Below are 22,755 nucleotides of genomic sequence, written 5' to 3' on the forward strand. Positions count from 1 at the left end.
GGCATGCCCTTATCGCCCAACCCTATACCGGGTCAGCGGCTCGCTTCCTGCGCCATCTCCCGCATCTGCGCACGCAGTGCCTTGGGCGACGTGTCGGCGATCCGGTCAGCCTTGTCCTTACCCATCTGGCGCACGCGCTTCATGATGTCGGGGATGCTCACCTTGATCGGCTGTTCGGGGTTGTCGCGGTTCCAGGCGGACAGCCGGTCGCGCACGCGCTGCAGCGCCGCGTCGTCCTTTTCAAACAGCGCCTGTGCCCACTGCGCCTTGATGTCGCTGCTGGTCGCCGTGTAGAACGACTTGGTGCGCTGCATGAAGCTGTTCGCCTCCTGGACCTCGGCCACGTTCTTCGGCTGGAAGCCGATGAACTTGCTGGCGGCCTCTGCCAGCGACACGTCGATGACCTTGTAGCCCTTCGTGTCCTTGTAGATGCCGCTGGTGGCCATGTCGATGCCCTTGGCGGCATTGCGCACGGCGGTGGGCGAGAACTCCATGGCAGCGCCAGCAACGTCGCCCGTCAGGGCCTTGCGCGCCCCGGTGAAACCGCGTGCCACCAGGTCGCCGGCCGGGCCGGCAATCTCAAGAAGATCGCGCTCGCGGTTCTGCTTGTTCATGAACAGGCCGGTACCGGGGATCAGGTTGCCCATGCCAAGGCGGCCCGACACGTCGATAGGCGCGCCCGGCAGGCCGGAAACGCCCTGCTCGGCGAAGTCCGCCAGCTCCTTGCCCACCACGCTGGCCAGGAACTCCTTGCGCACCTGCTTGCTGCTCAGGTTGTAGCCCATCAACTGTCCGGCGCCGTCGATCAAGTCCTCGATGTCCTCAACGAACGGCAGGCCCCCAGCTCCCCCCATCAGCAGCAGCATGGCCACGGCCCAGCCCACCGCGCGGCGGCCGGCCGCACGCTCTGGGCTGCCGGCCTCGCCCTGGTTCCACATCCGGTTCATCAGCTCAAGGTAGGAGACGCTGTAGGTCCGGAACGTCATGAGGGTGCCCCCCACTGCGCCGCGCCCGAAGCGCATCTTGTTGGCCTTCGAGTAGAGAAACTGGGTTTCGAGCACGGCCTTGCGGGCGAACTGGCCCGGGTCCGCGATGCCCTGGTCCTTGGCGATCCGGTAGGAGGCAATGAACGTGCTGCGGCGGTTGAACTGCTCGGCCAGGGCGAACGGCTGGCCCCAGGCCACCTTGACGCGCTCCCAGTTGTTGGATGCCGCGGCGCGCGCGTCGCCCAGCTTGGTGCCGTCGCCCGTGCGCAGCGAGCCGGTGCCCCGGGCCTGCGCCATCAGCTGGTGGATTTCCTGCGGGCTCACCGTGCCGTCATCCTCGGCCAGCTGCAGCGCCCGCGCCAAATCCGCCTCGTACTTGAACCCCTTGGTGCCCATGTCCTTCAGCGCGCGTGCCATCTGGCCGGCCGCCTTGCGCATGCCGCCGTACTGAGACAGCCAGGGCATGGTGATCTGGAAAGGCTGAGTCATGTTGACGAAGGCCGAGGCCACAGATCCTCCCAGGTACTGGGCGAACAGCATGCCCCGCACGGCCTGGCCTTCCTCCTGTGGGTCCTGGATGTAGGAGCGCAAGCCCATGGCAACGTCGCGCAGCTCGCCCATTTCCTTGGGGATCGCCTCGACGGCTTGCTCCATGGTGCCGGCATTCAATCCGCCAGAGCCCAGGCGGGCATTGCTGTAGACGAAACTGGCCAGGACGCGGCCCACGTCCTCGCTGTAGCCGTCGATGCCCTTGCGGTGAATAAGGCGCTTCAGGGCGCTGTGGTTGTTCTTCGCCAGCTGCAGGTAGGCCTGGAAAGCCTTGTCCTTGGCATCGTTGCCGTCGCCCTGCAGGCCCAGCATCGAACCGAACTGCTCCAGGCTCTCAGGGGTGATGCCTGCGAACAGCTTGAATGCCTGCTGGCTCATGGTGCCCTGCGTCACGTTCGCGCCCTTGAACACGTCGCGCATCTTCATGGCCATCTGGTTGGCTTCGCGCATGCTCTCGAACATGCCGAAAAACTGGCGCTCGCCAGCCTGGTCCACAACGTCCACGGTGTACCGGCCGAAGCGCGACAGCGGCGCGTAGCCCTTCGCCATCAGCTCGGACGCGGTTTCGTAGCGATTCACCACGGCGTTGTTCATCTGCATCAGGCGGTCGGCCATATCCGGGTTGGCGCGGGCCTCGTCCTGCAGCGTGTCCACCACCAGGGTGAATGCGTCCTTCAGGTTCTGCTGCTCCAGCACCACGTCGCGCAGGCCCGCGAACTGCTCGCCCAGCACGCGCAGCATGTCGGTGCGCGCTGTCACGTCGATGCTGCGGTCGATGGCGGCGCGCGCCTCCTGGTACAGGCTCAACTGCTGGTCGCTCAGCTTGAACAAATCTTTCAGCTCTTTCCCACTCCAGACAACACCGGGCTTGAGAATCGTGCTATCAAATCTGCTGTTTACAGCCGACTCGAAAGACTCCAGCGGCATGCCCTTCCACATCTTCAACACGCGGTCGTCCAGCTTGCCGGTGCGCAGCATGATCTGGGCCTTCTCGTCGGCGCTCACGTTGCGGTACTTGGCATTCAGCGCTTCGGTGGTCACGGGCGTGCCGTCCACGTCGCGCGCCCACATCAGCGTGCCCTCGAAAAGCGGCTTGGCCACGGCCTTGTTGTCGTCGGCGGTGATGGGCTTCTTCTTCAGGTCAGCCAGCGTCTCGACGCGTGGCATCAGGCGCGGCGCGAAGTCGGCCGCGTCGTTGGCGAGCATGGACACGTCATCGATGAAGCGCTGGGCCGCCTCGAAGACGGGTTTGAACTGCGGCACGCGCTCGGCGAGATTGCGCATGGTGCCGAAACTCTTGTCCCACCAGCTCACCTTGCCCGGGTGGGACAGGGACTGGCTGATCTGATCGAGCGCACTGGTCTTCAGCCGCGCCAGGTCGTCGGCGCCGAAGTTGGCCACGTCATCCCCAGTGGTATCCAGCGTCAGCAACCGATGGAGCTCACGCGCCACCTCGGCGGACGTTGCCTTGATGCGCTGCACCTCGTTTGCTACACTGGCTTCGTCTCCTGAATTCGTTGAGCCAGACCGTTCGGATGCCGCCTTGGCTGCATCAACACTGGATACTCTCGGATTCAGGAGATTTTCTTTTGTGGACACGCTATGCAAATACATGCGTTGCGTGTTGTGGTCCCGGCGTACCAACACCGTCACAATGTTGTCGCGGCCAGACAATCGCACTGGCGCAGACACATAGAAGCTGTCTTTGTTGCCCACCGCCGTCCGGTAAACCAGCGCTCCCTTCTCGATCACATCCTTGACGGCTGCAAAGGCAATCTTCTTTGCGGCGTTTGCGCCGCCATGCGCCAGCGAGCTCTTGGCAGCGCGCGCATCAAGCACCACCTCTCCAATCTCTGGGTTGAACGCCCCCCCGCCTTGGCGGGCGAACAAATCTGCAGCCCAGCGCTCAATATCGGCAAAGCCACCGGCCGGAGCATCCTCCAAGCGCAGAACAGCCACAGGCTGGCCCTGCAAAACACGCGCCCGCTGCAAATCGCTGGATTCTTCGGCGCTATCTGCGTTCTTGCCACTTCGCACTCCCTGCGTGCGCAGCGCCATGTCCTGGCGCATGGCCGCCACTCCCAACTCCAGCGCCTGGGACAGCGCATCTGTGGCATCGGCGTTCAGGCCCAGGATTCGCTTAAGGGTGCGCAGGAAGGAGTCCCAGGCGGTCTTGAGCGTGGAGGCGTTGGGCGCCGTCATCTGGCGCAGGGCCCGCTGGAAATCCGGGTTTGTGAACACCTCGGCAACGAACTCGTCCACGTTGGTCGTGCCGTAGAAGCCCGCCGCGCCCTTCTGCTTGCGAACATGCTCCAGCAGCTTTTGCAGCTGCATCTTGGGCAGCCCACCCTTGGCCAGCGCGCGCATGGTGGCCGCGTGCATGGCTTCGTGCATGAAGATGCGCTCGGCCGCGTACTCAGCGCTGCCCGCCATGGCGATGGTGTCGCTACGGCCCCGGTACTGGCCATGGATCGGCGTGCCCTTGACGGTCTTGCCAATGTGGCCGAACTGCACATTGGGCGTGATGCCGGCGCGCAGCAGCAGGCGTGCCACCTTGCGCAGGAATGGATCCTTGGACTGCTCGGCGACCAGGCGCAGCACATCGCGGGCGCTCTTGCCATCGGCGATGGCCTGCATCACGGCCTTGTCCTGTGCGCTGCCTGGGCGGCGCTTGGCCTCGCCCTGGAAGTCGGCCGCGCCCTGGCCGGCGCCGGCGGCATCCGGCACGGCAACGGGGACTCCGGCTGCCGGCGCGGTGCTCCCGTCCTTCTCGATCACCTCGGGCGCGTTGAACTCGCGCGCCTCGTACAGCGGCATGCCCTGTGCATCCATCACCTCGGTGAAGGGGATGGCCATCTCGCCCTTGGCGTCCTGGCCCAGCACAAACCAGCCGTCCTTGGTCCACCGGTGACCCGTCACCACGAACGGGCGGCCGGCGCGGAAGGCCTCGGAATCCACGGGCGCGCCAGCGCGCAGCCAGGCGGGCGGCGGCACCGGGTTCACCTCGATGTCTTTCTCCAGGGCCTCAAGGCGCTTCTGCGCGGCCTCCAAGTCCACAGCGCGGGCAAAGGGCGCTTTGCTCACTTGCTGCAGGCGCTCGATGCTGGCCTCGCGCTCGGCGATCACACCCTCCACCTTCTCGATGCGGCCGGGGAAGTTGCGCACCTGCTGCTCCAGGCCCCGCAGACCACCGCTGCTGAATTCCTGCCCGCCCACTTCCATCACCAGCTCGGGTTGGCTCGACAGCGACGGCCAGCGCGCGGTAATGGTCTGGTCGCGGTAGGTGGCCACCGTCACGCCGGACTGCTCCATCCGCATTTCCGTCTTCAGGAACTTGTCGATGGCGTCCTCGGCGTCCTTGCGGTTGTCGAAGGCCTGGCCCTGCACCGTCGCAGTGAAATTCTCCGACTGCGCCTGCATCATGGCGCGCAGGCGCTGCGGTAGATCGTTGGCCCGCATCTGGCGCAGCATGCCGCGGTTCCACTGGATGGCCTCTTCGGCGTTGCGCATGTTGCGGCGCGCGTCGGCCACGCCGTTGCCGTGCATGCGCTCGGCGCGCTGCAGGGCCTCGACGTTCTTGCGCAGCTTGGCCCGGATCAGGATGCGGGGATCACCCGCGGCCTCCGAAAACGACTGGACGATGTCGCTTTCCTCGTCGCTGGCCGCATCACCCTCGATCACGCGCGCGTCGCTGTTGGCCTTCATGAAGGCAGTGATAAACCGCTGCTTGATCGCCAGAATCTGCCAGCGGCGGCCGTCCAGGCGGTCGGTCATGTAGCGGTACTCGAGCACCGTATTCCACTGGTTACCCTGCCGCAGGCCGCGCCCGTTGCGCTGCTCCAGCTCGCCCGGCATGTAGGGCGCGTCCATGTGGTGCATGGCGCGCAGGTTGCGCTGCATGTTCACGCCCACGCCCAGGGTGTCGGTGGAGCCGATCACCACGCGGACGGTGAGCGCGTTCATGGCGTTGGCAATCTCCTTGCGCTTTTCCTTGCTGGTGCTGCCGTCCACGATGGCGATCTGCTCGCGCGGGATGCCGCCCTGCACCAGGCGCTCAACGATGTCGCGCATAGTGGAGAAGGTCTTGGCGCGGCGCGTGATCTTCTTGCCGCTGGGGTCGCGCCCCATGCTCTTGTCCTTGGACGTGGAAAAGCCCTGCTCGGCAAAGATCACCTGTGCGGCGCGGTCGTCGGAGTTGTAGATCTCCAGCACGTTGCCCACCACCTTGGAGGCCTTGCTGCCGGGCGAGTCGGGCACGCTGCCCTCCTGCCCAGCATAGGCTTCGTCATCCATCAGGCGCACGTCGAAGCTCGCCTTGTTGGCCAGCCCCTCGGTGATGATGGGCGACTCGGGCGCCCCCGCGTACATAGCCTCCTTGCGGGCTTTGCCGCTCATGTTGCGCCAGGAGCGCGCGTAGCCCTGCAGCTGCGAGAAGATACGGCTTTGCTCGTCGGTCAGGTCGCTGGTGACGTTGACCACCTTCTTATAGGGGCGGTCGGTGGCGTTCTCGGTGCGGCCGTTCAGCAACTCGGCCCGCTCGGCTTCGGCCAGGTCGGCGCTGGTCAGAGTTTTGCCATTGACCTTGCGCGGCTGCATTTCCGGCATGTCCTCGGCAAACACCACGTCCATGTACTGGCCGATCATGCGGCGCAGCTCGGGCACGTTGATGAAGCCGGCCAGACGGTTGATGGCCTCGTACTCGCCGGCCGCCGACAGCTCCACGTCCTGCACTTCCTTGGCGAACGAGCCAAACCAGCCGTCCCAGGATTCCACGCCTGCGGCCTTCATCTCGTCCTCCATCACGTAGCGCATCTGGTGGAAGATCTCCGTCAGCGTGTTGGTGATGGGCGTGCCGGTGAAGGTGTGGACATTGCCGCCGAAGTTGTTGGCCCGGATGTAGCGGGTGATGAACTGCAGCGCAATCGAGCGGTTCGAGGTCTGGGTGTTCAGGCCCTTCATGTTCATGCGCGTGCTGATGGGCGGCTTCTTGAATTCGTGCGCCTCGTCCACCAGCACCATGTCGATGCCCAGGTCTTCAAACGGGATCGCGCCCTCACGCGATGACTGCATGGCCTGCTTCTTGATCGTCTCGATGATCCTGTTGCGCGCCTTGACCAGCTCTTTGGCGGTGATGGAACGGACCTTCTTCAGCTCGTCCTCGTCGTCCATCATCTTGGCGGTCAGCTCGACGCCGTCTTCCTCAGCTGCGGCATAGGCCTCTTCCTCCAGCGAGCGGATGTCCTCGCGCGCCATCTCCATCAGCGTTTCCTCGCGGAAGCTGAGCCGGTCGATCAGCGAGTGCGGCATGACGATGGTGTCCCAGTCGTCGTTGGCGATCTGGCGCATGCGCACCGCGATGCTGTCTTTGTCCAGGTTGTCGATGTACAGCACCTTGGCGGCCGGGTACATCATCTGGATTTCGGCGGCCACGCTGGCACTGTTGGCGTTGTGGGCCAGCAGCACGGGCTTCTTGGCAATGCCGTAGCGACGCGACTCCACGGCGATGCCGCCCATGGTGAAGGTCTTGCCGGTGCCGACTTCATGCGCGTTGAGCGAACGGCGGTTGACCAGCGCGCGCCAGATGGCGTTGACCTGGTGCTGACGGAGGTTGAACGGCCCACGGCCCAGGCTCAGGGCCATGCCGTCCAGGTGGAGAAATGACCCGTCGTACTTCGGCGTGGCGTAGGCGTTGCGCGACTCGTTGTATTCCGCTTCCAGCGCCGTGCGGCGCTCGGGGTCGGACCACAGCCACTCGCCGAACTTGGCGCGGATGTCGCCGATGCGGGCGTTGGCTTCGTCGGAGGCCTCGGTGTCCACGTACTCGTTGCCGTCGCTGTCCTTGCGGCGGATCTTCACCGTCTGGTTGGTGAAAGCGGCGTTGACCAGCTTGCTGAATGGGTACTCGCCCGTGCCGAAGCCGGTGCGGGCCTCGGTCCAGTGGTTGGCGCCATCGGGCAGGCGAATCTTCCAGCGCCCGTTGAGGAAGGTGGCCTCGATGCCGTTGGTGCTGGGCCGGTTGAGCATGTGGGCCACGTACTCGGCGTAGGCCCGGGCCGGCACCCAGGTGGCGCCCAGCTGGCTCTCGATGTTGAAGTACGGCACATCCTCGGGGATGACCTTCTTCAGCTCGGCCACGTTGCGCTCCATGGCCTTGTCGCCTTCGGCCAGCGCCGCTTGTGCTTCGCGCAACTTCTGGCGCACATTGCCCGACAGGTAGATGTCGGAGGGCACCACGTCGCCGTTCGGGGCCTCAAACACCGCGCCCGACTTCACCAGGGCGGCGCGCACCTCGGCTTCGGGCTTGCCAGCGAGCGCGGCAATCTCGGCCAGGGTGGGCTCGACAGAGCGGTTGCGCGCCAGCACATAGGCGTCCTGCGGCGTGGGGTTCTCCATGCCACGCGCGCCGCGGATCGTGCTCTTGCTCAGGATTTCCGAGGGCTTGCCGTTGACCGTCAGCGCGGCCAGCGCCGGGTAGAACGGGTCGTCAATCTTGCGCAGGTAGTCCAGGCCGAAGCTATCGCTCAAGTCGCCGTGGGCCTTGCCGAAGGCGTCATAGGCCTCGCGCAGCCCGTTGCGAGCGTCATCGGCATCGCCGGTGCGCTCTGCCTCGATCAGCGCGGCGTACTTGCGGCGCATGTCGATCAGCGCACGCAGCTCGCGCTCGCGCTCCGCCGTGGCCGCCTCGCTCTTGAGCGCGTACTTGCGCACTTCCTGGGCCGGTGCAAGGTGTTCGCCGCGCACCACGTACAGCCGGCCATTCTGCTCGCTCAAGGAGCCCTCGCGGTCAGCGGTGTGGTTCGTCACATAGCTGAGGTGCTTCGTGCGGTCTTCCTTGCTGAATACCCCCTCGGGCACGAGGTTCACCGCATCGCGCAGGCGCTCGGCCATGTTGTCCGGGCGGTGGACGATCATGCCGGGCTGCATGCGCGTGGTGCCGTGGCCGTAGTCGGTGGTGCCGATCACGTTGCCCGGGTTCTGCGCATAGAACTCGTTGATGAACACCTCTGGTCCGGCCGGCGTCTTCACGGCTACCGAGTTGATCCACGGCTCATTGGGCGTCAGGCTCAGGGCCTGGGGGCGCTTCTTCAGGATCACGATGTCAGTGACCACCTTGGTGCCCGCGTACTCCTGGAAGGCGCCCGAGGGCAGCCGGATCGACGTGACCAGCTCGGCCTTGCGCGCCAGGGCGGCCCGGATACGGGTCGCCTTCTTGTCCATGGTGCCGTTGGACGTGATGCCCACCACCAGCCCGCCCGGCCGGACCTGATCGAGCGCTTTCAGGAAAAAGTAGTCATGCAGGAACGGCGACAGCGTGTTGTACCGGCGGTCTGCGATGACCGTGTTCTCGAACGGCCAGTTGCCGATCACCACGTCGTAGAAGTCGTCCGGCGTCTTGGACTCCTGGTAGCCCATGATCTTGACGTTGGCGTCCGGGTACAGGCGCGTGGCCATGGCCCCGGTCAGGCTGTCCAGCTCGATGCCAGCCAGGTGGCTACGGCCCTTGATGTCGGCAGGCATCATGCCGAAGAAGTTGCCAATGCCCATGGACGGCTCCAGCACGCGGCCACCGCTGAAGCCCATGCGCTTCACCATGTCCCACATGGCCATCACGGTTGGTGGGTCGGTGTAGTGGGCGTTGGTGATCGAGCGCTGGGCAGACTCCCATTCGTCCTGGCCCAGGTGGTCGCGCAGCCACTGGTCGCGCTTCTCCCAGCCAGCCTTTGGCATGGCCTTGGCCCAGGTGCCCTGGAAAAGCTCCTGGCCGAACGAACCCCAGCCGGTGTACCCAGCCAGTGTGCGCTGTTCTTCTGCGGTGGCTTGGCGCTCGCTCTCGCGCAGCTGGTTCAGCAGCTCGATGGCTGCCATGTTCTTGTCGAAACGGGCAACGGGCGTGCCGCCGACGATTTCAAGAGGGTTGTCGAGGTGGAAGTTGCCGGGGCCAGGGTTGGCAGGGCTGACTTCCTCGGGCGCCTTTACGCTGCGCTGCTTTCTGGCTCCAGCATCAGGTGCTCGCGCTCCGCCTGCTCCCGTGCGTCCGTCACCGGCATTCCCGCCTTGATCAACCGGGCCTGCTCTTCCCACATCCGTTGCTGGCACACGAACGCCATCGCCTCCAGCACGCCCTGCGTCCGCAGGCGCAGATACATCGCCGGGCTGTCGGCTTTCCAGGTCGCCAGAATCCGCTGGTGCAGCGGGATCGTTATCTCGGCGCCCTCGTCCAGATACCTCTGGTGCTCGGCCTTGATCCGCTGCACGTCCTGGTTGCTCAGGATTTCCATTGCTTACTTCCTTGGTTTCAGTCGTGCGCGTTTGCGCTTCCATGGTACCGCGCGCGTCGCGCAGCAGCAATGCCGCGAGGTCGGAGGCCGACAGATCAACGGGCATCCAGCGGTTCTGGCCCTTGGTGGCGTAGGTATCGCCCACCGCCTGGGAAGTGCGCGCCATCACCGCAATGCCGCTGGCCGTGCTGGGGAACATGCCGCGTAGGGCCGTGTCGCCCACATGAACGTAGACGTTGGTGCCCGTCTCGGGGTGCTGCACCGTCAGGGTCACGTCGCCGCTGCCGGCCATGCCGCTCTCGTTCACGCTCACGGCCTTGCCCGGCTTGCCCTTGGCGTCGGAGTGCGGGGTGAAGCCAGCGGCGGCCAGCTCGTCGGCCACCGCGTTCAGGTACTGCTTGGCCTCCTTCAGGAAGGCATCCTTCGTGCCGTTGCCGGTTTCGCGGTCGGCGTTGCCGTAGCCGTCGATGTGCTCCACGCCCCAATCCTGGGTCAGTGTCATGTCGCCCTTGACGCCGGTCTTCTTGGCGCGCTTGGCAGGCTTGGCCACGGCCTCGCCCAGCTGCTCGGCGGCCTGCTCGCGCGCCTCGGACGTCAGCAGCGCCTGGTGCTGGCGGGCCGACTCGGCAGGGTCGGTCATGCCCGCGTTGTCCAGGCCTGGGTAGTTGCGCGCACCCTCCCAGAAGGACAGCAGGTAGGGCTTCACACCGTCGCCCATGTCATCGATCATGGCCTTGGCGTACTGGGTGAAGTTGCGCACGCCGGACTCGATGTAGGCACCCGCGATGGTCATGCCGTCCACCAGCAGCTCGGGGTCGATGCCGCTGTTGAGCGTGCCCAGCTTCTTGCGCATGCGCTCGCGCGCCGCGGCCACCTTGTCGGCAGTGAACAGCTTGTTGTCGGCGAAGCGGTCTGCCGGTTGGGCCTGCGCCGGAGTCTCCGCAGGAGCGCCCTGCTCGGCCGCTTTGGCCACGGTGTACGTGACCTTGTTGGCGTGGGCCAGGTCCAGCCTGAACGAGGTCCGGCTGCCGCGCGCCGGATCGATGACGTGTACCTCACCCTTGGCTGTGATGCTCTCGATCCGGTATGCCTTCTGGCCGGTCGCGTACTCAAAGTCTTTGGACAGCGTGATGGCGTCGCCCACCTGGGCGCCGCCCAGGTACTTGGCTGAAACGCGGTCCACCGCCTCTTTCTGCTCAGCGGCTTTGGACTTCTTGGGCGCGGGGGCTGGTGCTGCCTTGGCGGCCTGCTGCTCACGCGGCGCCATGGCGTCGGCCAGCTTGCCCTGGATGTCCGAATTCAGGTTCTCCCACACCGCGCGCGGCAGGTTCTTCGCCAGGACGGGCGCTACTCCGTCCAGGCGCTGGACCAGCGCGGATCGCTCTGCGGCAGGCATGCGGGTCCACTGTGCGCCAGCGTCAGCACGGCGCTTTGCTGGGAACTCGCGGGCAGGCTCTTGCGCTTGAGCTTGCGGCGCAGCCGGCGCGCCTGCTTCACGGCCATCGTCTTGAGTTGGGGTCGTGCCATCGGTCAGTCCTTGGGCGGCAGGCCCAGATGCAGCGCCAGCTTGTTGAATGCCAGGGACTTGGGCAGCAGGCTCAGTCCCTCCTGCTGGTGCGGGCGCAGCTGCAGGTACTGCTGGCGCTGCAGGCGCTTGCGCAGGTTGCGCGCCACCTTGCTGGGCTTCAGGGGTTTGCGTGCCATCGTTTTTCGCTCCTTCATTGATAGCATTCGGCGCTTTTTGCGCGCGGTTTTTGATCGCTTTTTGAATCTTCTGTTGGCGCGCGTGGTCGGCCGGCAGCAGGCTCGACAGCTGGTGGAGCTCGTCGGTGCTCATCTCGGCCAGCTTCTTGCGGTTGAGCTGGGCCAGGGTCGCCACGTTGGCGCCCTGGGCCTGCGAGCCCGGGGCGTGCGCCGGGGCCTGGGCCGGGGCTTCCTGGGCGCCCTGAACCTCGATGCGCTCGGGCACCGGGCCGGCGTCCTCCTGGGTGCTGGCAAAGGCGTCGTCGGGCGCATCGGGTAGGTCCTGCGCGGCGAGGTCGGCCTGAAGCTCTGCCTGCAGCTCGCCCTCCTGGCGGATCGCGCGGCGGCGGCTCAGTTCGCCGGCCAGCGCGCGGCGCACGTCTGGCGACTGTGCGCCACGGAAGGCCGAGGACAGATCAGCATCAGACCAGTCGCTCATCGTGTGCAGTCCGGAAATCTCGCCCGTGTCGGGATCGACCTCCTGGCCGGCCTGGGCCTGCTGCTGATCGCCCTTGAGAGTCCAGCCGTTGGCTGTCTCCGCGTCGAAATGCACCTGGGCCTTGTCGCCGCGCCCGAAGTCGGCCAGCGCCAGCTTCCCGTCAGCGGAAACGCTCTCGATGGTGTAGCTGCCGCCGCTCTTGGAATGCCACTGCTGGCCGGGCTCGTAGCCCCCCTGCTGCTTCCCTTTCTTGGGCTGCTGCTTGGCCTGCTTGGCTTGGGACTCGGCGGCCTGGGCCTGGGCGGCGGCCTGTTGCAGCTGCGCCGACAGGCCGGTATCCACCGACATGGCCGCAGCGCCCTCCAGCGTGCCGGCCGCCGGGCCGCTGCGCAGGCCCATGGCCTCGGACGGGCGCTGCGCGGCGCCGGTCGATTGCAGGATCTCGTCGTCGGGCGTTTCCACAGCGCGGCTGGCCGCCAGCTCGGCATCGCGGTCGGCCTGCACGCGGGCGGCCGCCATGTCGCGGGCGGCCTGTTGCTGGGCCAGCGCGGCGGCGCCATCGGGCGGCGCGGACTGGGGCACGTTGGGCTCGCCCTGCTCCTGCTCCTGAAGCGCGCGCAGCTGCTGCGCGAACTCGTTGCGCACGCGGGCCATGCCGGGATTGGCCTGTGCAGGCGCTGGCGCTTCAGCGGCCTGGGCGCCCTGGTTCAGCAGCTTGGCGCGGGCGGCCAGCTGCTCGCCCTCGGGCAGGCTGGCCACATAGGCATCCACCTGGGCGCGCGTGCCCACCGTGCCATCGGGGAAGACAACCAGGGGATCGGGGTTGTAGCCCAGCTGCAGCGGTTTGGCGTCCTGGCCGGGCGCGGCCTGCTCGCCAGCGGCGCGGGATTCACGGAAGCCGCGGAAGCCAGCAGCACCAGCGCCCATGGCGCCGCCGGACAGCACGCCCATGACTGCGGCCGAATCGAGTTCTTCGTGCCAGGGCTTGCCCAGCGCCACGTTCTGGAAAATCTGCTCGGCCATGGACTGGGGCAGTTCCTCCAAGAAGCCCTCAGCGATGGCGCCCTCGATGACCTTGCGCGGGATGCTCTTGACGGCGGCCTCGGCCACCAGGGGATTCGCGGCGCCCTGGGCGGCCTTGCCCGCGATCTGTTCGTCCACGCCCTTGAGGCCCTGAGCCATCATGGTGTCGGCGTCGCCAATGCCCAGGCGCTGGGCCACCTTGCCGCCCGCAACGCTGAAGGCGCCGCCCACAACGCCCGTTCCGACAGCCGCCGCAGCTTGGCCAGGCGTCAGCAGCCCGTCCTCGGTTTCTTGGCGAATCTGCTCTGCCTGGGAGCCCGCCATCGTGACGCCCTCTCCTGCAGCGCCGGCCACCACCGCGCCCGTGGCGCCCAACTTGCCCAGGCGGGTTGCCGCCATCAGGCCGCGCGCAGCCACGCCACCGGCCCCCATTGATGGCAGCGATTCGCCCACGGCAGTAGCGATGAGGCTGGGGTTCGACAGGGCCACAGCGGTCTTGTCCACGATGCCATCAGCCTCTTGGAATTTGCGCTGCGCCTCCTTGGTTGCGTCGGAGTGCCAGTCGTTGACCATCTCCTTGGCCTGCCTGAAGCGCAGGCCCACCGTGCCGCCCTCGTTGGCCAGCGCCTTGCCGGCAGCGCCGCCTGTGGGAATGTCGGCCAGGCCCACCAGCGCCTCGGGCACCGCAATGGCGCCCTTGACGGCGGTGGCCGCTATGTCGCGGCCCCAGCCCTTCAAGCCGCGCGGGGCAGCCGGGGCATCAGCGGCGTCAGGCCCGTAGTCTTGCTTCCACGGCTGGGCACCTGCGCCGGTGGCGCCGCCGTCGAACTGCTGTTCCCAAGGTTTTTTTTCATCGGTCATGCACGCATGCTCACGTGCGCCCCCGATGGCGTCGAACCCTATACAGGGCGCCCCGTTATAGTTGGAGGCGGAGGTAAGGAAATGAGCGCCACGACAACCAAAAGACAAAATATTTTGATAGCAGCAAACTTAGCACTCGTATGCGCTATCACCTATTTTCACCCTTTCATCAAGTTTGCCCGGTCGCCGCTGATGGAGTGGCTGTATCTGGCCTCCCTGCCCATCGCGGCGGCGGCAGTTTGCTACGGCCTGTATGCCCTGGCGTTCCGTGAGCGTGCGCGCGGTGGCTGGCCAATTGGCTTTCTGGTGCTGGCGTGGCTGTTTGCCGTGGTCAACATGGTCGGCGCTCTCAAGGACCGCAAGGCCCCGGCCCCAGCACCGATAAGGGAGCCGGCCATTGCAGCTGTGCCCAGCCAGCCAGCTGGGCAATGGACAGCCGAGCGCACGACCAGCTCAGTGGCCGGGCCATGGCTGGACTACGCCCCCTCGGGCTCGCGCTTTTGCCGGGCAGCGGACGGCATCATCGTGACCGTCTTCCCGCCTGGCGTCAGGCCAGAAGCCCAGGCGGTTGACGCGCACTGCCTGCAAAGCAGCGTGCCTTCGCCCGCCCAACTCTGATTTACACCTTTTCCCAGTTGGCCTCGATGTTGGGATTACCGCCCTTGTAGCGGAAGCCATTGCGAGCCTCGCCAATCTTCGGCAGCCCTGTGGGTTGGCCAGCAGGGGCGGGACTCTGCTCCACAAACTGGCCGGATTGGTTGTTGAGCACCCGGGCCGGCACGTTGCGCATGGCGCCGGCAGCGGCGTCCCACTCCTGGCCGCCTGACACCACCGTGAAGCGATTGGCCTGCTCGGTCTTGCCCGACAGGTCGCGGATTTGCTGGGCAATCGCGCTGCGTTCCTCGGGTGTCTTCGCGGCCTCGTAGCGCTGGTGCAAGCGCTCCTGGCGCTGGCCGGCGCGAATGTCAAAGCCACGCACCTGCTGCTCCAGGCCCAGGCGCCCTTGGTCGATGGAGTTGCGCGCCCCCGCCCGGTTCGTCTCGCCGGCCTCGCGCAGCGCGGCGCGCCCGTTGTCGCCCGCCTCGCGCATGGCGGTCAGATCCCGCTGCGTGCCGGTCTGCATCTCGGTCTGCTGGAGCGCCGTGGCATTGTTGGCCTTCGCCTGGGCGCCGCGCGCCTCCTGGTCCAGCAGGGAGAGCATGCCGTTGCGCTGGGCGGCGGTCAGGCCGCGCGCGCCAGCCACGGGCGTGGTCAGCGCAGACACCACTTCGCGGCGCTCGCGCCCAGCCGCGGGGTCCGTGCCGATCACGCCAGACCAGCCACGCTCGACCGGCGCGGCGGCGACGCGGCCGGCGCTGGCCTGCTGCGAGCGCTGGGCCAGCACATCAGCGGCTGCCATGGCGTCGGGGGTGGGCAGGCCACGCGGCGCAGCACCAGTGATGGCCGCCTGCTGGCTGTCGCCGTAGCTGTTGCCGGCCCGGAAGATGCCGGGCATCACCTCAGGGGCTGCAGGCGGCGCGGCGCTGGCGGGCGGGCCGTATTCGTGGGCGGCGGGCCGGCTGGCGCTGGGCGCCGCGGCGGCTGCCGGCGCGGTGGCGGGCGGCGGCACGGGCGCGGCAGGCGGCGCTGCAGCTGCTTGCGACCCAGCGGGGGGCGACACCAGCGGCGGATTCACGAAGCCGCGGCCAGCGCCAGCCCCACCCGCATCGTGCGCAGCCAGTGCGGCCGCTCCAGTGCTGGCCGGTAGCGCGGCGGCAGCCAGCGGCCGATTGGCAGCGCGGTTCATCCGCATCGTGGCGGCTTCGCGCGCCTCTGCCGCCATCTGGGCGCCGGCCGAGTCGTAGCGCTCATTCGCCTGGGCGCGCTGAATCTGGCCCTCCAGCGCCTGGCGCTGCACCACATCGCGTTGGAACTGCGGCGCTGGCAGGCCTTGCAGCTGCGCGGTCAGCTCGTCCGAGCGCTTGCCCGGTGTCGCTGGCACGGCAGGAGCTGGAGCTGCAGCTGCAGCTGTCGGTGCTGGGGCCGCTGCAGGCGCGGGCGGCGCGCTGGTGGAGCCGCTGTTGCCGGGCAGCCGGTTGCCCGGGAAGATGTTCGTAGGGGACGGGTAGCTGGGCTTGTCCTTGTCCACCTCGCCGCCTTCAGCGAAGAACATGGGCGGCTCGCCCGGAGCCTGGGCCGGCGCTGGCAGGCCACGCCCGGCGGCGGGCGTGTGGGTGGCCGCCTTCATCTGGTCCAGCGCCTGCACGCCAATGGCATGCACCTGCTCGGGCGGCATCTTGAACTCGCCATTGCTCAAGTTCACGTCCACCGGATCGCCCTTGCCCATGGCGGCCAGGGCCTGCTCGCCGATTGCCTGGGTGCTGTCGGACGGCATGATGTACGTACCGTCCTGCACCTGCTGCTTCACCTGGTCGGAAGTTCCGGTACCGGGGCCGCGCACGGGGCCGGCCGACTTCTTTGCCGGGACCTTCTTGTCCGCAGCTGGTTGAAAGCCTCGCATGGAGCCTCCTTCTGTTCACGTTGAGGGGCATTTTTCTGGCGCACCCTCACTTCGCAAAGCCCTATGCAGGCTCAGTAGTTGTAGTTGTGGTTCGTGCTTGTGCTCTCGCTCTGGCTGCGGCTGTAGCTATCGCTCTGGCTCCCCGATCCGCTGACGTTGGCCGAGACGTGCATGGCGCTCATGGCGCCGGCCGCCAACTGCGCCGCGTATTGGCCCATGGCCTTCGCCGCTTCGAGGGCGATCTGGGCCTGCTGGTGTGCCTTGTTGATGTTGGCGTTGTACTGCCCCATCTGCATCTCCGAATAGGCAATCGCCATGCGGGTGTTCATGTCCGCAAAGCGCGACTGCATTTCGGTTTCGCTGATGCTGGCCTGGGATGCCGCCCTCCAGCCGTCCACCTGGGCCTGGAACACCTGTGTGCCGTACTGCACGCGGTTCAACCCGGCCTGCAGCTTGGCCTTGAACGAGTCGGTGTCCGCCTGGTACTTCTGGATGTGGACCCGCGCTGCCTCCATGCGGAGCTGCGCGCCCTTGACCTTGATGTCCGCCTTGCTGGCCAGGCCCTGGATGGTCGATGCGTAGGCGCGAGCGTTGGCCTCGAAAACGCCGGCCTTGCCCAGCTCGCCCTTCACCTGGGAGTCGTAGGCGTCGAACTTGGCTTTCTCCGCCCCCACCTGCTCCGCATAGGCCTGCACGTCTGCGCGGTAGGCATCGAACTGGTTCTTGATGACATCGGCCCGGACCTGGGCGCCGCGCATCAGGCTGGAGAACACTTCCACCGAGGCCTGCACGGCGCCGATCTTGGCCTTGAACACCTCGACGCGCTGCTGGTTGATCTGGCCCAGGGCCACCTGGCCGTCGATGGCGGTCTTGTAGGCCTGCAGCTTCGCCAGCGCACCATCCAGCCGCGTGCGGTACACCTGCGCCAGCGTCTGGAAAGCCGCGTTCTGCGCATTGAACAGGCCGATCTGTGCATTGAACACGCTGATTTGCGCCTCGGCCTGGAAGCGGGCCACCTCGAACAGGCGCTTGCAGGCGTTGTCGTAGATGCTCGCGGTCAGCTGCTCCAGGGCAATGCCTTGGGTCACGGCAAAGCGGATGCTCTCGATCTCCCACTTCGCGGCCTCCACCAGGATGTCCCGGTTCAACTCGGCCGCGCGCATGCGGCCCTGCTCGCGCGCCACGCTGGCCTGCTTGGCCAGCATGCCGGGCGGCATTGTGAAGTTGCGCGCGGCCCATGTGTCCACGGCCTCCTGCACCGCGCGCTGCGTCTCTGCGCTGTCGCGCTCGCGTGCCCGACCGAACAGCGCATCTTCCACGGGCGCCGGCAGGCCGGTGCCGCCCGCGATCATCGAGCGCACCTTGGCCTCCAGCTCGGGCAGCAGCTCCGAGTCGTACACGGGCTCGGTCCAGTTGATGAACACATTGGGCGCCGTGAAGTTCACCGATGGAGCCTGGCCGTCGAAGTCGGGCAGCTGCGGGAACTCAAACGCCGGCAGCGTGATGCGCTCCAGCGCCTCCATTTCGGGGATGGTCACGCTTGGCGCGGCCGGGATTTCCACCGTGGTATCGATGGCCGGGCGGGCAGGCACAGGGATCGCGGCCATGCCTGGCGCGGCAGGCAGGTTCAGCGCCGGCATCTGCGGGGCGGGCGGCAGAGCGTCCATGTCGCCCACGTCCAGCTTGGACAACAGCGAGTCGATACTGGGGGCCAGCGGATCTGCCGGCGTCTGCAACGCCTCGGGCGTGAACGTTGGCTGCTGGCCGACCTTGATGGACGGGACAGGCGTTGCAGGCGGCGGCAGGATCGACGGCTGGGCCACGTCGCCCATGCGGATGTTGGCCATCGAGGCCAGAGAAGCCTGCAGCATGCTGCTGTACTGCTGCGCCGTACTCTGGAGGGCGCCCATGCGCTCGGTGACAACGTTCACCGCTGTCTGCATTGCGTAGACTGGTTCAGTCATCAGATGCTCCTTGTGCTGGCGGTGGCGATCACCGTCCAGTCGTTGATGTAGGCCTGCTGGCCGGTCAGACGCAGCGTGTAGGCGAAGTGGCGGCCCTGCAGGCCGCGCCCGAACTCGAAGCGCGCGTTGGTCAGCGCATCGGCCACCGGCCGGGCCTTGAGCGGGTAGGTGAAGGTCTTGGGCGTACCAGTTTGCGTCTGCGTCACCCCCAGCGTTGCGGTACCGCGTAACTCGTACTCAATGTGCGACTCCACGGGCAGCGCCAGCTGCTTGCCCGTCATGTCGATCAGGCCCGTGCGCACCTCGGCCACCATGGTTTCGTCGGCGCCGTCCAGCGCATAGACGCCATCGGGCGCGGTCGCATACAGCGAGCCGTCGATCACGGCCAGCCCTGTGAACCCGAACGGCGCCCAGCGGCTCATTGCCCAGTTGCGCGCGTCGGCGGTCCAGGCCTGGCCCTGCAGCGCGCCCTGGCTCACCAGCTCGTCCCAGCCAACGGCCGGCGCGTCCATCACCAGGTCGCGGCCCTGCAGGCGGCCGAAGGCCTCGCCGCTGGCGCTTGCCTTTTCGATGAGCAGCACGGAACGCGCCTGCGTGTGCTCGATCACCGCATCCGAGACTGCCGCGTGCTCGGATACCAGCGCCAGCACACGGGCGTGGCCGAGAGCCAGGTCCGTGCCGCGTGCCTGCTCGGTCACTCGCGTGGTCTGCAAGGCGATCAGCGCGTCTCTGGCGCGGGCTTTCTCCTGCACCAGTTGGCGGGCCTGGCGCTGGTCCACCAGCATGTCGCTGGCACTGGCACTTTCCACCAGCAGCGTGCGCATGGCGCCGGCCAGCTCATCGGCGCCGTGCGCGTGCTCGTCCAGCACCAAGCGCAGGCCACTCACCAGCACATCCGCCCCACGAGCATGCTCCTGCACCAGGCCGGCAGCCTTCACGCTCTGCAGGTACTGCTCGCTGGCGTGCGCGGTTTCGGCCAGCATGCCGGTCACACGGTCCACATACTGCTCAGAAGCCACGGCGGTTTCCACCACCATGGTCATCAATCCATACAGCAGCATGTCCCGGGCGCGGGCCGTGCTCTCGGCCACGGTCTTGATCCGCACCCAGGTACTGTCGCGCGCCACCGCCGTGTCGTTCATGTCGTCGCGGTACTTACTCATTGATTACCCCCAGGAAGTGATGCGCACTCTGGTGGTCAGCCAGGCGCGTGTAGCCCGTGCGCCAGCGCTGCTTCGGCGCCTCGGCATCCGCTTCGTCGCAGTTCGCGTAGGCGGCCTCACCAGCCGCGTTGTGGATGGCATCCACGTAGAAGACATTCCCGGCCTCGTCCGGGGACATGACGAAATACCCGGTGCGCGGGTCTTTGTTGACGCGGCGCGGTTGCTCAACGATGGAGATCAGCAGCTCGCCGTCATTGGTGGACTTGCTGCCTTCGGTGATGTTGTATGTCTTGATCTTGGGTGCGCCGCCGCCGCCGCTGTGCTGCCAGATATGGCGGTTCGGGTGCACCAACCAGGTGTAGTCTTGGGGCAGCGAGCCCATCCAATCGCCCTGGTCAGCGAAGTCGGAGCACCCTCCGGGGTTGTAGTTGTAGCCTCGCACCCATATAGGGTTTCCGTCCTTTGGGGAGGGGTTCACACCCTTGGCGGTATACATGTTCCCGTCGAAAGGTGTTCCCGACCAGGCCCACACAAAGTCATAGGTGTTCATGCGGTAGCTGTTGGGGTCGCGCACCGCGCCGAGGGACACCGATTCCGACTTGCTCCCCCCGGTCGTCGTCTCACGCTTTGCGTGGAATACAGCGCTGCGCTCCAGGAAGGGCACGCAAACTGCCACGGTCATGCCATAGCCCCCGGTGGTGCTGGAATTGGTCTTGTGCTGGAAATAGCGGTTTCGCCAAATTCCACCCGAGGTGGCGAAGATGTAGTCGAAGGCGAAGTGCGGTTGCGAGTCGTAGCCCAGGTCCGTGCCCACGATAGTGGTGACGGTCGTCGTTTCAGCCGCCGCCTTGCGCTCATCAATGTCGGTCGTGTAAAAACGGCCCAACAGCGAACTGCTGCCGGTGGTCTGCGTGCTGGTCCATGACCCGACGGTCATGCACTCCTCGAAGTTGTCTTCCACCTCTTGGACAAAGCCCCGGTCATCCAGGAAATACTTGACCACCTTGAGGTCATCGCCCACGTAGTAGCCGTACATGATCGTGTCGCAGCGCGGGGGTGTGCTGGGCGGCGGCGATCCCTCCAGCCGGCCGAAGTCGTGAGAGATGCAGCCATCCATCCAGGGCTCGGGAAACTTGATCTGAGGATGCGAGCGCGGCGATCCTCCGGCCCACACGATGCCGCTGCCCGATCGCACCAGGCTGGCCGATCCGCCCGAAAGTGGCGGGGCCTCCAGGTTGTCCCAATAATCGATCTCGCCCGGTACCGGACTGTTGGAGCCCATGGCGCCGCGCGCGCGGGCCAGCACCGCGCTGGCACCCACCCGGCGCAGCTTGTACTTGATCGCCAGGTGCTCGGGCCTGTTGCTCAGTTGCCGGTACAGGGCGGACAGGTAGGCATTGAGCGCGCGCGCGTCCTCAGGATCATCCACATGGAAGTCCGTGGGCAGCTTTCCACCATCAGGAAGCGCGCCCATGCTCAGGCGCAGCTTGTAGGCATGGCCGCGCTGCAAGCCATCGTCCCCGAACTCGTAGCAGGTGTTGAAGGCCTCGCTACCCCGCTTGTTGAAGGCCCAGCCGCAGGCGCTGGAGTAGGCCAGGCAGTCGTAGAACTCGCGCAGCTCGCCCAGCTTCACGATGGCGCCCGCGCGCCGCCAGGCCTCGAAGGCCTTCGGCCCCCTGGGGAAGCTCTCGCCCGATGGCATGCCGCCGAAGCGCTCCAGCAACCATTGCAGCTCGGCGTCCCCCACTTCCTCGACATACTCGCGAAATGCTGGCGTCGTCGTGGCCGGCACCAACGGCAGCGGCATCGCATAAGCGCCCTGGGTATTGAGCTGCACCAGCCACGGCTTGCCGTCGCCGCCGATGCAGACCCCATGCGTCTCCTGAAACTTGTAGTCGTACTGGATCTGGCCCTTCTCGGGCGGAGAGCCCGTGTAGCAGGGCAGCATCACGTTGCCCAGTTGAAGGCGAACGCGGTCGGCCACCTTCGCGGGCAGCACCATTTCAATGCGCTCCATGGCGCCCTTGGGCAGGGCCTCCAAGTCCTGCCTGCCGTAGCCGCCGACCACCTGCACGACCGTGGCCATGCTGCCCGAGAACCAGGAGGGGCGCAGTGCCGCGTACTGGGTGAAAAGCGCCGATGTCTCCCCCTTGGGCTTCAGCTCCGCATGCCACTCGGCGTACTCGATGGCAAAGCGCTGCAGGCGCTGGCGCTGCGAGACTGGCGCCTGCCCGTTGGACCCCGGCTTGTATTGCGCCAGCCGGCGCTGGGCCATGCTGGTCAGGTCCATCACCAGCCCAGCCCCGGCCTGCAAGACGGCTTGCCGCACCACACCCGAGAACAACATGGGGATGCGCATGCCAGCGCGACCGTCGAACTCCGGGGCCTGGGGCTCCGATTGGACCGGGTTCTGCACGATCACGCGCAGCACCCCGCCCATGTCCGTGGCGATGGCCACGCCACCGCCAGGCAGCGCCCGCACCAACTTCAAGCCGTCCAGTTTCCCGGTGCTCTTGATGTTCGTGAGGCGGCGCACCAGCGATTCGACAGCGGCGGCATCTTCCTCGCTGCGAATGTCGCCGTGCAGGCCGTAGGGGCGCGGCTGGTGCATGCGCTCAGGTCGTCAGATTGATGCGGTAGCCCAGCTCGTACACGTCGCCGTTCTGAAACGTGCGCGCGGCCGCATACAACGAGGCCGACACCAGCGCGCCCGTGGTGCCGCCGCGCTGGTTGCTGGTCAGCAGAGCTGCGCCGGTCACGTTCAGCGTGCCGGCCGTGGCGATGGTCAGCGAGGCCACCGTGGCCATGTTGTCGATGCTGCCCGTGTTCGTGTTGGCCGCAGTCCAGGCCGGGCGCGTGGCACCCGTGTGGCCTTCGGTCATGCTCACGATTTCGCTGGCCACGGCCGCGAACGATGCTGCGGTCCAGTTGGGTGCGGGCGCAGTGTTGCCCGAGAAGATGGCAAGGTAGTAGCCGGCCGGCTTGGGCGTGCTGCCGAACGCCACGTTCAGCATGTGCGCGAAGCCTTCGGTCACGATCAGGTTGTCGCCCTCCTTGGCCCAGGCACCGCCGTTGACGCGGCCGAAGTATTCGCCGGCGGCCATGGCGCCAAGGCGGGGCAGGTACAGGCCCTGTGGGGTGATGTCAAAGCGCTGGGCGCCGATTTCGCGCTCGGCTTCGCGGCGCAGGTGGGTCTTGGGCATGGGTGCTCCTTGGTGGTTGGACCAAGGCGCACTCATGCGCGCCGA

The 22,755-nt window shown here is 66.7% G+C and carries 7 protein-coding genes; 1 reads left to right on the top strand and 6 read right to left on the bottom strand.

Translation table 11 applies throughout. The annotated features are described in order from the left end of the window. Positions 1-32: 32 nt before the first annotated feature. A complete protein-coding gene (locus tag A4F85_RS04560) occupies positions 33-13,880 on the bottom strand; it encodes a PLxRFG domain-containing protein (protein WP_063325779.1) in 13,848 nt (4,615 codons plus the stop codon). 81 nt (positions 13,881-13,961) lie between these two features. On the opposite strand from A4F85_RS04560, the gene A4F85_RS04565 reads away from it, so the two are divergent. Next, positions 13,962-14,498: a hypothetical protein gene (locus tag A4F85_RS04565; RefSeq protein ID WP_156516929.1), complete on the top strand. Its 537-nt coding sequence runs from the start codon at positions 13,962-13,964 to the stop codon at positions 14,496-14,498. Between the two features lies 1 nt (position 14,499). Here the strand turns inward: A4F85_RS04565 and A4F85_RS04570 are convergent, their stop codons facing one another. The 5 genes from A4F85_RS04570 to A4F85_RS04590 all read right to left on the bottom strand — a co-directional run bounded on the left by A4F85_RS04570 (position 14,500) and on the right by A4F85_RS04590 (position 22,710). Then, positions 14,500-16,380, bottom strand: a complete 1,881-nt coding sequence (locus tag A4F85_RS04570) for a Nif11-like leader peptide family natural product precursor (protein ID WP_156516930.1) — start codon at positions 16,378-16,380, stop codon at positions 14,500-14,502. A gap of 71 nt (positions 16,381-16,451) precedes the next feature. Next, a complete protein-coding gene (locus A4F85_RS04575) occupies positions 16,452-18,344 on the bottom strand; it encodes a hypothetical protein (protein ID WP_063325782.1) in 1,893 nt (630 codons plus the stop codon). Further along, complete coding sequence (locus A4F85_RS04580) at positions 18,344-19,507, bottom strand: hypothetical protein (protein ID WP_156516931.1); 1,164 nt, start codon at positions 19,505-19,507, stop codon at positions 18,344-18,346. Before A4F85_RS04580 ends, A4F85_RS04575 begins: the two co-directional genes overlap by 1 nt. After that, positions 19,500-22,118: a hypothetical protein gene (locus A4F85_RS04585; protein ID WP_063325784.1), complete on the bottom strand. Its 2,619-nt coding sequence runs from the start codon at positions 22,116-22,118 to the stop codon at positions 19,500-19,502. Before A4F85_RS04585 ends, A4F85_RS04580 begins: the two co-directional genes overlap by 8 nt. A gap of 4 nt (positions 22,119-22,122) precedes the next feature. Beyond that, on the bottom strand, positions 22,123-22,710 hold the full coding sequence (locus tag A4F85_RS04590; protein ID WP_063325785.1) for a hypothetical protein: 588 nt from the start codon (positions 22,708-22,710) through the stop codon (positions 22,123-22,125). Positions 22,711-22,755 lie beyond the last annotated feature (45 nt).

Origin of the sequence: Delftia sp. GW456-R20, from assembly GCF_001622915.1 — a bacterium.
GTDB lineage: Bacteria > Pseudomonadota > Gammaproteobacteria > Burkholderiales > Burkholderiaceae_C > Comamonas > Comamonas acidovorans.